The sequence below is a fragment of the Acidobacteriota bacterium genome (assembly GCA_018001935.1).
Taxonomy (GTDB): domain Bacteria; phylum Acidobacteriota; class JAAYUB01; order JAAYUB01; family JAAYUB01; genus JAGNHB01.
Map to the genome: position 1 here is coordinate 42,746 of JAGNHB010000036.1, position 14,131 is coordinate 56,876.

At 65.9% G+C, this 14,131-nt stretch carries 9 protein-coding genes; 6 read left to right on the top strand and 3 right to left on the bottom strand.

Annotation, left to right across the window (positions count from 1 at the left end; translation table 11 throughout):
• Positions 1-284 precede the first annotated feature (284 nt).
• The gene (locus KA419_13605) at positions 285-1,133 is read left to right on the top strand and encodes a DUF1566 domain-containing protein (GenBank protein ID MBP7866972.1); all 849 of its coding nucleotides are present in this window, start codon (positions 285-287) and stop codon (positions 1,131-1,133) included.
• Positions 1,134-1,469: 336 nt separating this feature from the next.
• Entirely contained in the window at positions 1,470-3,782 is a 2,313-nt protein-coding gene (locus KA419_13610) for a VCBS repeat-containing protein (GenBank protein MBP7866973.1), read from the top strand.
• 148 nt (positions 3,783-3,930) lie between these two features.
• Here KA419_13610 and KA419_13615 read toward each other — a convergent pair whose 3' ends face one another.
• Complete coding sequence (locus tag KA419_13615; GenBank protein ID MBP7866974.1) at positions 3,931-8,496, bottom strand: ATP-grasp domain-containing protein; 4,566 nt, start codon at positions 8,494-8,496, stop codon at positions 3,931-3,933.
• Between the two features lie 296 nt (positions 8,497-8,792).
• On the opposite strand from KA419_13615, the gene KA419_13620 reads away from it, so the two are divergent.
• Together KA419_13620 and KA419_13625 are read left to right on the top strand one after the other, a co-directional pair.
• A complete protein-coding gene (locus tag KA419_13620) occupies positions 8,793-10,610 on the top strand; it encodes a BACON domain-containing protein (protein MBP7866975.1) in 1,818 nt (605 codons plus the stop codon).
• Between the two features lie 40 nt (positions 10,611-10,650).
• On the top strand, positions 10,651-11,202 hold the full coding sequence (locus tag KA419_13625; protein ID MBP7866976.1) for a fibronectin type III domain-containing protein: 552 nt from the start codon (positions 10,651-10,653) through the stop codon (positions 11,200-11,202).
• Positions 11,203-11,325: 123 nt separating this feature from the next.
• Here the strand turns inward: KA419_13625 and KA419_13630 are convergent, their stop codons facing one another.
• Positions 11,326-11,832: a hypothetical protein gene (locus tag KA419_13630; GenBank protein ID MBP7866977.1), complete on the bottom strand. Its 507-nt coding sequence runs from the start codon at positions 11,830-11,832 to the stop codon at positions 11,326-11,328.
• 171 nt (positions 11,833-12,003) lie between these two features.
• On the opposite strand from KA419_13630, the gene KA419_13635 reads away from it, so the two are divergent.
• Positions 12,004-13,242: a DUF1015 domain-containing protein gene (locus tag KA419_13635; GenBank protein MBP7866978.1), complete on the top strand. Its 1,239-nt coding sequence runs from the start codon at positions 12,004-12,006 to the stop codon at positions 13,240-13,242.
• 174 nt (positions 13,243-13,416) lie between these two features.
• On the top strand, positions 13,417-13,692 hold the full coding sequence (locus KA419_13640; GenBank protein ID MBP7866979.1) for a EutN/CcmL family microcompartment protein: 276 nt from the start codon (positions 13,417-13,419) through the stop codon (positions 13,690-13,692).
• Between the two features lie 239 nt (positions 13,693-13,931).
• On the opposite strand, the gene KA419_13645 is transcribed toward KA419_13640, so the two are convergent.
• Positions 13,932-14,131 (bottom strand): hypothetical protein (locus KA419_13645; protein MBP7866980.1); only part of this gene is annotated, 200 nt, incomplete at its 5' end.

Sequence of the window (14,131 nt, forward strand, 5' to 3'; positions counted from 1 at the left end):
GTGTTATGAGGGGGAGTATCCGTGCATGGCGCCGAGGGAGTGGAAAGACCACGTCGAGGTTGTCGGTCCCGCAAGGAGTCCGGATCCGTAAAACCGCCGAGAACGCAGAAGAATGCAAAGAAAGCCCGACCTGTCCAAGTGCATTGCGTTGTGGATTCGATATTCTTTGCGTTCTCTGCGGCTGAATTGATTTGTTACGCGTTGGCCAAGGTTGGCGGGAACATGAACATCCCGCAATTCGGGACGGATCGAAAACGTAAACAGGACGGGTGGAGGATGTTGACATGACGAAAGCCACGAAAGCGGCGGGAACACGGGGACCGGGACGGTTGGCCCTGGCGTTGGTGTTGGCGGGGGTTTCTCTGGCCGCGTGGTTCGCGATCGCGGGGGAGCTGGACCAGCCGCTGACGCCGTCGGACAATATGACGGCGATGTACACGCTGCGGGACATCTGGAACCGGCTGACGAACAACGTGATGGCCTCGAAGCGGCCGTTGGCGTTCGTGGAGCCGACGGCGGGGCCGTCGAGTACGGGGAAGACCCTGGACGAGGTGTACGCGGCGGCGCTCCCGACGAAGGTGCCGAAGACGGGGCAGACGCCGACCGTCCCGATCGACCCGGCGCCGGCGGGGTCGGACGGGGCGCTGCAGAAGGGGGTGCCCTGGCCGGCGCCGCGGTTCGCGGACAACGGGGACGGGACGGTGACGGACAACCTGACGGGGCTGATCTGGCTGAAGAAGGCCGACTGCGGCACTCTCACCGGATTACCTACTTCGGTTACATGGGACGCAGCCTTGTTGTTATGTAGCGAGTTGCATAGCGGCCATTGCGGTCTGACCGACGGGTCGGTCGCCGGGGACTGGCGCCTGCCGAGCGTGCGGGAACTCTCCAGTCTGCCGGATTACAGATATATCGGCCCGGCGTTATGCAACACGGCGGGTACGGGGCAGTGGACGTCGGGCGACCCCTTCACGGTACAGACCTTCGGTACATGGGCTTTCCGCTACTGGTCGTCCAGCACGCTCGCCAGCGACACCAGCCAGGCGTGGACCATGGAAATTTACAACGGCGCCTTGAGCGGTTTTGTCAAGTCGACCAAGTCCTACGTGTGGCCGGTCCGGGGCGGACAATAAGCGCTTTGGATGGATTAAGGTATAGCGTGCGCCAACACGGGGGGATCGTCTCGAACGAGGCTGAGGTGAACAGGCGTGGCGTCCCTTCGGGGGGCAGGGCGGAAATAGTGAGGGGTTCCCGGTTCCGGATCCGATCTGGCGAGGCTTGGCGGCTTGGCGCCCTTGCGAGAGGTCGGGACCGCATGGTTCTTTTGTTTCCGGAGAGTCCGGATAATCCGTGTTCACCCGGGTGCTCTTCCGGTTCGTGTATTTCGTGGTCTGTTCTCCGGTTCGTCCGGATGGGAATCCGACATCGGGTTGAAGGTTGAAACGTCAACGAGAGATCGAGGAGGAAGCATGAGACACGCGAGTCCCCGGGCGGGATACGGTCGGGCGGTCGTTTTGGTCCTGGCGCTGCTGCTGTGGGCGGCGGGGACGGTTGGGGCGCAGACGGGGAACATCGACGCGACGAACAAGTACGCGTGGGCGGAGAACACCGGGTGGACCAACTATCGGCCGACAGGCGGGGGGGTGACGGTGTACCCGGACCACCTGGAGGGATTCGCGTGGGCGGAGAACACGGGGTGGCTGAAGCTGGGAAGCCACGTAGGGGGCGGGGCACACACCTACCTGAACACCACGGCGACCGACTGGGGGGTGAACCGGAACGGGAGCGTCCTGTCGGGGTACGCGTGGAGCGAGAACACGGGGTGGGTGCGGTTCGACCCGACGGGCGGGGGGGTGACCCTGGACCCGGCGACGGGCGACTTCGACGGGTACGCATGGGGTGAGAACACGGGTTGGATACACTTCCGGAACGCGTCACCGGCGTACAAGGTCTCCTTCTGCGAGGGGCCCTTCCTCGCGGCGGGGCCGACGGGGACCGCGGTCTGCTCCGGGGGGACGGCGAACCTGGGCGTCACGGCGACGGGGACGGGAACGCTGCACTACGCATGGTACCAGGGGGCGAGCGGGGACACGGGGACGCCGGCGCCCGGCGGGGCGGACGCACCGGGCTACACGACGCCGGGGCTGACGGCGGACACGAGCTACTGGTGCCGGGTGAGCAACGGGTGCGGGACGTCGGACACGGGGGCGGCGACGGTGACGGTGGTCCCGCTGCCGGTGCCGACGGTGACGGGCCCGGCGACGGTGTGCGCGGGGTCGAGCGTGACGCTGGACGCGGGGGATGGGTACGCCTCGTACTCCTGGGCTCCCGGGGGCGCGACGACGCGGACGGTGGACGTGTCTCCCGCGACGGACACGACTTACACGGTAACGGTGACGAACGGGTCGGGGTGCGCGGGGACGTCGGCGGGGCACCTGGTGACGGTGGTGGCGGCGACGTCCGTCACGGGCCACCCGGCGTCGCAGACGGTGGCGTCGGGGGATGCGGCGACGTTCGCGGTGGGGGCGACCGGGGTGAACCTGCACTACGCGTGGTACCGCGGGGTGACGGGGGACGTGTCGATGCCGGTGGGAGCGGACGCGGACGCGTACACGACGCCGGCGCTGACGGACAGCGTGCCCTACTGGGTGCGGGTGACGGGGAACTGTGGCACGGCGGACTCGGCGACGGGCTGGGTGACGGTGCGGCAGGCGGTGACGGGGGCGCCGTACGACCTGGACGGGGACGGGTACACGGACGTGATCTGGCGGAACGACGGGAACGAGACGCTGACGGCGTGGCTGTGGGGCGAGGGGGGCGCGGTGACGGGCCGGTTCCTGGGCACCGTGGGGAGCACGGACTGGCAGGTGAAGGGGGTGGCGGACTTCGACGGGAACGGTCTGGACGACGTGCTCTGGCGAGACGCGGTGACGGGGGCGATGTCGATGTGGCTGATGGGACCGGCCGGGGTTCTGTCGAGCCCGTCCCCGGGGACGGTTGACCCGGCATGGGCGGTGCAGGGGACGGACGACATGGACGGGGACGGGAAGGCCGACCTGCTCTGGCGGAACGACACGCTGGGGGTGGTGAGCCTGTGGAAAATGAACGGTTGGACGCCGACGGGATCGGTGCTGCTGGGCGAGATCGGTACGACGGATTGGCAGGTGATCGGGATGGGGGACTTCAACGGGGACGGGAAGGCGGACCTGTTCTGGCGGAAGGTGACGGACGGCACCATGTCCGTGTGGCTTCTGGACGCCGGGGGATACGCCGGGAGCCTGTACCTGGGGATGGTGGATCCGGCCTGGCGGATCGTCGGGTTCGGTGACGTGGACCATGACGGGTGCGCGGACGTGTTCTGGCGTCACGGGACGAGCGGGGCGCTGTCCGCCTGGCGGGTGAGCGGGTTGGGGTTCCTGGGGGCGGCCTACCTCGGGACCGTGGGGGACCCGAACTGGAAGGTGGTGGGAGTGGGGGACTTCAACCACGACGCGAAGGCTGACCTGCTGTGGCGTTACGGGACGACGGGGTCGGTGGCGGCGTGGTACCTGACGGAGTGGGGCCTGGCGGGGGCCATGTCGCCGGGGTCGGCGGGGCTGGTGTGGGTGACGCAGAACCACGTGAACCTGAACGGCTTCCCCCCGGGCGGGGGGAAGATGGACCTCGACGCCGTCCCGGACGCCGCGGAGGGGGCGGCCGACCTTGAAGCCGTTCCGCTCCCGGCCTCGTCGGGCCCGGAAGGCGACCCGTCCCCGTGGCCGGACATGACGCTGCCGGAGTGAGGCCGCGGCGAGACCGTCCATCGCCCCGGAGGGTGACGGTACGGGGGGCGTAGCGCGGCGCTCCGGGCCGCGCAGGGTGCGGCTGTGGCACGATCGTCCACCGCGCCGGAGGGCGATGGTACGAAGGGCGGGGGGATTCCGAAACGGTCTACGGGTTCGTCGGAATCGCCGCGAGCGGCTCCACCGGCCGGACGACGAAGAGAAGGTCGTCGCGGTTCACCACCTGGCCGTTCCCCGGCACCACCCGGACCACCTCGTAGAGCGCCTCCGGCGGGTAGAGGGGCGCATCGCCCGCCCGCCAGGACGCCAGGTTCAGCGGCCGGAAGTTTTTCATGGCCTCCAGGAGGCAGAGGGTCCGGTTCACGTCCACCACCTCGCCGGGCCGGACGAACTCCGGCTCGCCCGGGGACGGCGAGCCGTAGAAGATGCCCGGGGACGGGGCCGGGACCCTCAGTTCGTCGGAGCCCGTGATGCGCAGGGAGTCCAGGTCCATGGCCCCGCCGGATCCCCCGGCCGCCGCATCCATCTCCGCCGCCAGCGACTCCGCGTCGAGCCGTGACGTGAAGTCCCGCAGGAAGGTGGTGTCGTAGTCGCCGGAGCGGAAGACGGGGTCGTCCAGGATCCGCTTCAGGACCGGGATGTTGGTGCTGATCCCCCGCACTTCCACGGTTTCCAGGTAACCCCGGAGGAGTTCGATGACCGCGGCCCGGTTCGCCGCGTGGGCGATGAGCTGGACGATCATGCTGTCGTAGTAAGGCGTCACGGTCATCTGGTCGCCGGTGCCCCGGATCAGGCGGATCCCCGGGGCATCCGGGACGTTGAAGAAAGTCACCTTCCCCGGGCAGGGCAGGAAGTCGAGGGCGCCGGACGCGCCCACCACCGCCTTTTCAGCGTTGATGCGCAGCTCCATGGCGTAGCCTTCCCGGTGGGGCTTCAGCGCCCGGATGGAGCGGCCGGCGGCGATGCGGAACTGCTCGGCCACGATGTCCACGCCCGAGACGGCCTCGGTCACCGGGTGCTCCACCTGCAGGCGCGTGTTCATCTCCATGAAGTAGACCGCCCGGGCCGAGAGGTCGTAGATGAACTCCACCGTGCCGGCCCCCACGTACCCGATGGCGTCGGCGATCTTCGCGGCGTGGTCGAACACCTCCCGCTCCAGGTCGCCGGGGAGCAGGGTCGACCCCGACTCCTCGATCACCTTCTGGTTGTTCCGCTGAACGGAGCAGTCGCGGAGGCCCAGGACCTTGCAGTGGCCGTGGGCGTCGCGGAGGACCTGCACCTCGACGTGCCGCAGCGAGGCGACGAAGCGTTCGAGGTAGACGTCGCCGTTGCCGAAGGCGCTCAGGGCCTCGGCGGAGATGCGGAGGAAGGCCTCGGCGAAGTCCTCGGGGCGCTCCACCACGGCGATCCCCTTTCCGCCCCCGCCGTGGACGGCCTTGATGATGACGGGGTAGCCGATCCGCCCCGCCAGGGCCGCGGCGGCCTCCGGGTGGGTCACGATGCCGTGGCTGCCCGGCACCACGGGGATCCCCAGTTTCATGGCGGTGTGGATGGCGTTGGACTTGTTCCCCATCAACTCCATGCTCTCCACCGGCGGGCCGATGAAGACCAGCCCGTGGGCGCGGCAGACCCGGGCGAAGGCGGAACTCTCGGAAAGGAAGCCGATGCCGGGGTGCAGGGCCCCGGCGCCGGTCCGCTCCGCCACCCGGACGATACTCATGGCGTTGAGGTAGCTCTCGGACGGCGTGTTCCCGCCGATGCAGACGAGTTGGTCGATGCCGTCCCGCAGCAGGGCGGCGGCGGTGGATTCCATGTCGGCGTCCGACTGGGCCAGGATCACCTCGTGCCCGGTCTCCTGGGCCTTGCGCACGATCTTCTCGGCGGCGCACCCGCGGGCGTGGACCAGGACGCGGGTGTAGGGCGCCGCGATGGGCGGTTCCACGGCCTCCGCTGACTCCCCGCCCGCCGTGGCGTCCAGCTCTAGCTTCAGGACCCGGTCGATGACCTCCTCCACCGTCTCCCGGGGAATGGGGACCGCGGGGTCGATGGCGCGCAGGGCGTCGTCGAGCCCCTCGTGGAAGGGGTGCCGGACGAGCCCCTGCATGGAACCGGGTTCCCGGCTGAGATAGTTGGAGAGGGTGGCGGTGCAGGGGAGGTGCTCGGGGACCACGATCTGCCCGGCGAAGGGCATGTTGGTGCCGGAGAAGTAGTAGGTGCGGACCAGGGGGTGGGTGACGAAGCTGGCCTGGGCGCCCCCGGTGCAGTCGCCGAACCCGAAACAGAGAACGGGAAGACCCGTCTCCCGGACGAATCGGGTGATCCGGTCGTTGAGGACGCTCATGGGGAAAAGGGCCCCGGCGCTCTCCTTGGTCTGCATCCCGCCCGACGAGATGAAGGCGACGATGGGGAGCCGCTGACGGGCGCAGGTCACCAGGAGGCGGCAGAACTTCTCGGCGCCCGCCATGTCGAAGGCGCCCGCCTGAAATTCCAGGTTGGAGACCACCACGCCCACCCGGCGGGGGACGTCGCCGCACTTCAGCCGGCCGATTCCCGTCACGGCGCCGCAGGGCCGAACGCCCTTGTCCAGCGCTTCCTCGATGGAGGCGCGGAAGCCGGGGAAATGGACGGGGTCCGCCGTCATGAGACCGGGGTCCGTCTCCCGGAATTCGGTGAAAAACCGGTCGAGGACGGCGGCGGACGTCACTGGATGCTGTTTCTTCAGCCGCTGGAGTTCGTCGTGGATGAGAAGGTCCTGGTAGGCCAGGGTGAGCCGGTTCCAGAAGTCCCGGACGCCGATGTTGCGCGGCCGGATATCGCCGTCGAAGGGTTTTCCGGCAAGGACCGAGGCGAAGTGCGAGGGGAGGAGATGCCCGAAGTAGTAAGTGATGATGGCGAAGAGCGGTTCGCTGGTCCTCAGGTGGACGAATTTCTTCCACTCCTCGACCTTGCGGAGAAGGGCCTCCCGGCGGGGGTGCGCCGCGAAGTGGTCGATCCAGCCCATGAACTGCCGCTTGAGTTCGTCCTGACGGCCCTCTCCGGCCTCGGGGAGGATCCGTCGCTTCGCCAGTTCAGCGGTGGCCCGGTGAAGCGAGTCCTCGAAGAGCCGGCGGACGGAGTTCTGGCTGATGACGTTGGTGTCCTTGACTTCCCGGGCGATGAGGCGCATCCCCGTCACCAGATTGTCGTAGATCAGGTCGAAGACCAGGAAGTTCTCGCATTCCTCGATGAAAAGGTCCCGGAGTTCCAGGTGGTTGACCACGTCGAGCACGCTGAGGTCCTCCCGCTCGGTAAAGTCCGCGGGCTCGACCCCGCCGAGGTGGTCCGCCAGGGCCAGGAAGTTGGCCTGGGAGGCCCCCTTCCACTGGTTCAGGAGGTGGAAACCCACCACCATCAGGAGGTGCTGGAAGGCGGCGCGGAAATTGGCTCCCGGGTCGCCGAAGAAGAGGCGCCCGAGCCGGCCGCGCCCGCCCAGCAGTTCCGTCCGGCGGCGCAGGTACTCCTTCCAGGCGTGGGCCAGCTCGTCGTCATAGCGGACCTCCAGCGGGTGCTCCAGCCAGTTCCGGAAGATGCGGTGATACTCCTGCTCGGTGCGGCGCCGGAGGTCGCCCCTCGGGAGGTCGGCCTCGCTCAGGCGCCCGTACTGCTCCCGGGTCGTGGACTTGATGCGCCGTCGCAGCCCCAGGTAGCGCAGGTGACGGAAGGCACAGCCGAAGACGTTGGGCTGCTCGGTGGGGTTGTCCAGGAGGGAGAGGGGGGCCTTTTGGAGCTTCCGGAGCGATTCCGACGGCTGAAGGTAGCGTGTCACGGTGCCGCGGTAGTGTTCGAAGACCTCGGGCGTGGTGGCCACGAAGCGCTCCGCGGCCTTCTCCACGGCGCGGACGGCACTGCCGACAGCGGCGAGCAGGTTGGAGACCTTGTCCACCTCGCCGGGGACGAAGTCGATGATCCCGTCCAGGAAGCCGTCGTGGTGCAGTTCGTAACTGCTCACGCCCACGTACTTCGCGCACTCCTGCCAGGAGAGGTCGTACTTGCGGGCGATCCCGGCCAGGCCGCGGGGCTGGATGGTGTTGAACACACCGTCCCGCACGCAGAGGAGGACGTTGGTGGTGGCCAGGGGGATGGCGCCCCCGCTGTAGCCATTGCCCAGGATCACCCCGACCGTCGGGACGTCGAGCTGGGCGAACTCGGCGATGAGGCGGGAGATGGCGTGCGCCTGGTTGTGGCGGTTGGCCGTCTCGCCGGCGTCGGCGCCCGGCGTGTCCATGAAGGTGACGATGGGGAGGGCCCGCGCGGCGAACCCGCGGATGACCTCCACCGCCTTCAGGTGGTGCTCGCTCATCCAGATCCCGCTCCGACGCCGACGTTCCTGGGCGAGGACACCCACGCGTCGGAAGGTCCCGTCGCCCAGCCCCAGGAGCATCTCGGCGGCGTAGAGGGGGCCCATCTCGATTTCCCGCAGGACCTCCCCGCCCAGCCGCCGGATCACCCAGCGGGCGCTCGGCCGGTTGCCGTCCTCGGAGGGGTAGACCGCGGCGGCAACGTAGTCGTCCACGTCCAGGGTCCGCAGTTCCGATACCCGGGCCGCGATCTGCTCCGGCGTCAGGACGCCCAGCAGGGAGATCCCCGCCTCGTCCGGCGGGAAGAGGGAGAAGTCGACAGCCTGGCGCTCGGCCATCAGGAACAGGGGGTCCACCCCGGGTGATTTCCGTTTCATGCTTCACCTCCGGTCCGGGCGGCCTTCCTGCCGTTCATCCGGACGTAAATCGTCATTGTACCACGTCAGGCAAGGCGGTGTTTCGGACCCGTTCATGACGGTCGAGGGAACTCGGTCTCAGATGATTCGGGCCTGGATGAGGGCCCTTCGGCGAAGGTCTGGAAAGTGGGTGTCCTGTATCTCGGCGCAGGGGCGGGGGGCTTTGGGGAAGGGTTGGAGGAAATGCCTGGATGTGTTATAAACGACCTCGTCTCGGATATCCGATGGGGATGAAAGCGTCTCGAAGGAGAGTGGTTATGGCAGGTAGGGTACGGCTTGCGGTCCTGGGGATCGTTTTCATGGTTTGCTCGGCGTGTCCGGCGGCGGCCGGGATTCCCCCCGCGGTGACCCGCTGGATGCACCCGTTGGGCTTGCCACGGGAGATCCACGATGTTCCCCGTTTCGGAGGGAGCCTCGAGATGGAAGCCGTGGCCTGCGTCTCGGCGTCCAGGGAAAGCGTGGCGACACCGCCCCGTATTTGCGTGGTGGTCCACCAGGATGTGCAGGGGGCCTTGGCCACGGGCCTGGACGCATACCTCGCCGACATCTCCCAATCCGGCTTCTCAGCCGTAGTCTACGCTTTCCAGTCCGGCGGCGCTGAGGCACTCCGGGACCATCTCCGCGCGCTCTACCAGGAAACGGCCTCCTTGGCCGGGGCGGTCTTGATCGGCGAAATCCCCTACGTGTTATTCGAGATGATGGAGGATTGGGGGGACGGGTTCCGCGAGTACGAGGATTTCCCCTGCGACGTGTTCTACATGGATCTCGACGGGACGTGGACGGACGCACTGGAGGACGGGCAGGTCCAAGCGGGCAATGGCCGCTACGACACCCGGGCGGGCAACCTCGACCTGGAAATCTGGGTCTGCCGGATGCGGACGGCGAACCTGTCCCTGGCCGGAACGGAAGCGGAACTTCTCGACGCCTACTTCCAGAAAAACCACGCCTACCGGACCGGGGGCTGGACGCCGCCCCGAAAGGCCTTGGCCTACGTGGACGACGACTGGTCTTCCATGGGGCCCGACGATGCCGCCACGCTGGAGGCCATTTACCCCGGCCAGGTCGCCGGGGTCTGGGACGCGGAGTTGACCACCGCCTCGGACTATCGCGTCAACCGTCTTCCGGAAGGACGGGAACTCGTCCTTCTCCGCTCCCACGGCTACCCGGGGGGGCACGGTTTCTACGAGGGCGGAGGCGCATTCTTCAACTACGTCATGGCGCCGAATTACCTTTCCGATGACCCGCCGGCTTTGTTTCACTCGCTCTTCGTCTGCTCCGGGTCCGACTTTGCCACCCCGAACTCCCTGGCATCGTTGATCGCCTTCAACCCCGCGCAATCCGGGCTTCTGGCCTGGGGGAGCACCAAAACCGGCGGGATGTGGGAGGACACTCACTTTTACGGTGCACTGTCGGCCGGGAAGGTGTTCGGCGAGGCCTTCCGGACGTGGTTTAACACCGTGCAGAGGCGTTTCCCGCTGCAGACTCCCCCCTGGTGGTACGGGATGGTTTTGATCGGGGACGCTTCTCTCAAACCGCGAATGGCCGAGGGGTGCACGTACACGGCGGCCCCGGGGCGGTTGGACGTGGGTGTCGCCGGTGGGCAGACGTCGTTTTTCGTCTCCACCTTCGGCGGGTGTCCCTGGATGGTGACAGGTGTGCCAGGTTGGATTCATGCCGCTGCGAGCTCGGGTAACGGGCCGGCGGACGTCGTGCTCGCAGTGGACCCGAACGTGGGCAAGCTATCCCGTTCTGTGGTGCTGAGCCTGGAGGGGGTGCCGGTTGGGGTGGTCCAGGAGGCGGTGACCGGGCTCAGCTTGGATTTGGACGGGAACCGGGTCGTCGACAGCGGTGACCTGGTGGTCCTGCTGCAGACCCTGTCGGGCAACCTTCGGGCGGGTGAAGTCCCCTGCGTGTGCCCCTCTTGCGGGGATTCCGATGGTAACAACGTTTTGGACGCCCTGGACGGGGTTTTCCTTCGCTCGGTCCTGTCTGGTTCTGTGACGGTGACGGGAGAGGGGGGGGCTTTTGACGGGATTGTCTCGACCGACCTTGACAAGACTCTCGGAGAGGAGTAAAGGTGGAAGATAGGATTTCCCATCAGTTGGGGAGGTGAGCATGCGGGTCACGCGGGCAGGCATCCTGGCAGTCGTTCTGGTGGCGTGGGCTTCGGCCGGATCTCTCCCGGAGGCCGGGCCCGCGGGGGACTCAGCAGTTCCTTCCGTGCCGACGGGTTTCACGGCAACCCCGACGTCGCCCTACGCCATCCACCTGGCGTGGAACGCGAACCCTGAGCCGGATATCCACCACTACCTTGTCCAGAACAACAACAGCCCCATCCCGTCCATTATCGCGGAGGTCACGGGGACCCTGTACGATGTCACCGGCCTGCGGATGGACCGGCCCTATGCGTTTTCGCTCAAGGCGGTCAACAACGGGGGCGAGATATCGGGCGCCACCCCGACGGTGACCGTTTACACGCCGGTGGACCCCGCCTACGACCTGAACCTCGACGGCCATGTCAACACCATCGACCTTGCGCTCTGGCGAGCCCACGCCTCCGGCAACCTGATCGAGCTTCCCTGTGGTCATGATTGCGACGACATCGACTCCGACGGGCACCCGGACGGAGTCGATCTGGTGCTCCTGAGCCGGGCTGCCGCCGATTGAAGATACGGGGTCACTTGACGGCGAAAAGGGGTATCCCGTCGTCGAGTCATCCACCTTGGCCGATGGTGTGAACAAAGGGGGAAGTCAGCAGTTTCGGGCTGCTTCCCGGCTGTTACGATACCCTCAAGATGATTCGGGTTTTGCCCGGCGACGGCGTTTCATTTGCCGGAGGGGGACACCCCAGCGTCTCGACATGCTGAGCCTTCCGAGTTGGGCCTTGAACTCGGGATGCTTCCGGAGGCCTAGTTTGAAGGCCATGGAGGAAATGCTGACCAGGCTCCGCCCCATCAAACGGGCAACCTCCTGGTTCGTCTTGGCGGGGAAGAGCCGCTTGAGGCGGCTGATGTCCTCCTTGTGCCATTTCCGGTACGGCCGCGGACCGGGCTGAAGCGATTCACGGATGATTCGAAGGCACTCCAGGGGAGAACGGGCGTGGCGGATGGCTTCGGCCATTGACTGGAGTTCCAGGATGTCCCTGAGCCAGTTGGAAAAATCGTTGTTTGCGGGATTGACGTGATCGTTATAGGTGCTGTCGGGCATGTCGGAGAGGGCTTCCATCAGCTCCTCAAGCGAATGGAGCCCTTCTCCCGTTTTCAGCCAGAATGGATACTGCTTTGCTTTCTCCGACATTTCGCTTCCCGACCTCGAATCAAGGCTATTCGAGCGGGAAGCAAAAGTCAAGGAGAAACCTTGCTCTTTCAGAATTGACAATGAGCGGGGACGGTTATAGACTTCCGCTCCGGCGCGATCCGGCAGCGTCCCGCCGACTGTTGAAGACCAATCCACGGAGGAAATTTGACCATGGCCATCATCCGACCTTTTCGCGGCATGCGCCCGAAGCCCGAAGTCGTGGACCGCGTGGCGGCTCCCCCCTATGACGTGCTCTCTTCCGAAGAAGCACGGCGGATGGCGGAGGGGAATCCCTTGTCTTTTCTTCACGTCGGGAAGCCGGAAATCGATCTGGACCCTTCCATCTCTCTTTACGACGAGCGAGTCTACCGCAAGGGGGCGGAGAACTTCCGGCGTTATCTCGAGGACGGTATTTTCTTTCAGGACCCTTCGCCCTGCTTTTACGTCTATCGTCAGCGGATGGGCGACCATGTTCAGGTTGGCCTTGCGGCAGGTGCATCGGTGGATGACTACGAGTCCGGTGTCATCAAGAAGCACGAGTTGACACGCGCCGACAAGGAGGACGACCGCACCCGGCACGTGGACATTCTCAATGCCCAGACAGGACCGGTTTTCCTCACCTACGCCGCTCGACCCGAGCTTGATGCGATGATGGAGAGTGCCATGAAGGCCGAACCGGCGTATGATTTCATTTCCGCGGATGGAATCGGGCACACCTTCTGGGTGGTCAGCGATCCGGTTTGGATCAGCCGTGTGCAGGAGCTTTTCAAAGAAATGCCTGCCCTTTACGTCGCCGACGGCCATCACCGCTCTGCCGCCGCTTGCCGGGTCCGACGGATGCGAAGAGAGAACAACCCGGGCCACAGGGGGGACGAAGAATATAACTTTTTTTACGCCATCATATTCCCGCACGATCAACTCTACATCATGGATTACAACCGCGTGGTGAAGGATCTCAACGGCTTGGAGCCCGGGGCCTTCATTGGCAAGGTAGGAGAGAAGTTCACGGTCGAGCCTGCTGAGCATGGGAAGCCCGGGAAGACGCACTGCTTCGGGATGTACCTTGGCGGGCGGTGGTATCGGTTGAGCGCCCGGGAAGGGACTTTCGACGCCGCCGATCCGGTTCGGAGCCTTGACGTGAGCATTCTTCAGGACAATCTGCTTGCGCCCATACTCGGGATCGGTGACCCGAGAAAGGACAAGCGGATCGATTTCGTCGGAGGTATCCGGGGGCTTGGTGAATTGGAGCGACTGGTGAATGAGGGTCGTGCGGCGGTCGCCTTTGCCCTCCACCACACCAGTGTGGCGGAGTTGATGGCCATCGCGGACGCCGGTCAGATCATGCCCCCGAAATCGACCTGGTTCGAACCCAAGTTGAAGGACGGGCTGGTTAACCATCTCCTCGACTGATCCGCAGGGAGAGCCCTGGTTCCAGGCTGGCGGAAAAGGACACTCAAACCAGTGAGAGAGATGAGTGTCCAGAAGGCACTCACCTCTTGGGATGACTGAGTGTCCTGTGGTTGGTTGCGGCTTGGCTTGAACTGGGTCGGCCTGCAGGTGACGATGGACCGGCCAGGAGGTCAGATGCGCATCGCCAAGGTTGTCGGCAACGTGGTTGCCACGGTTAAAGACCCCTCCCTGACCGGGAAGCGGATCCTCCTGATCAGGGAGATCGGTTCGGACGGTCAAATGAAAGGCGAGGCTTTTGCCGCTCTGGATGTGGCCGGCGTCGGCGCGGGGGAAACGGTCTTCTTCGTTTCGGCGCGGGAGGCGGCCTTCCCCTTTGAACCCGAAGAAGTTCCTGTCGATACCTGCATTCTCGGGGTTGTCGACCGGATCAACCGGTCATCCGAAGGCTGAAGAACCGTTGGATACAGACGGCCTCGAAACAAGTGGCATCGACCGCCGGGTGATAATAAAAAAAGGAGTTACGGCCCTGTTCTCGGTCGTTTCCCACCTGTTGCGAACTTGTCAGTGCTGATGACCCCGCAATGAGTACCATCGCCCTCCGGGCGATGGTTCAACCCAAGGTTTTACAGCCACTTTCCCGCTTCATTTTCGGGTGTCCCCGAGTCCATCCGTGTTGCCCTTGCGGCGTTCTACGTCCGGGCGGGGAGGAAGAGTCGTCGGCAGGCGGCGACGCCCTGGAACCACTTGAGGCCGGCGGCGCGAGCCAGCTCCGCGAGGCGGCCGGCGCAGCCCACCACCCGGCGGAACCGGCGGTCGTAGCCCCGCACCGACGCCAGCCACTCCGCCGCGTCCAGCGACAGCCGCTCCAGGATCGGCGCCAGCTCCGCCG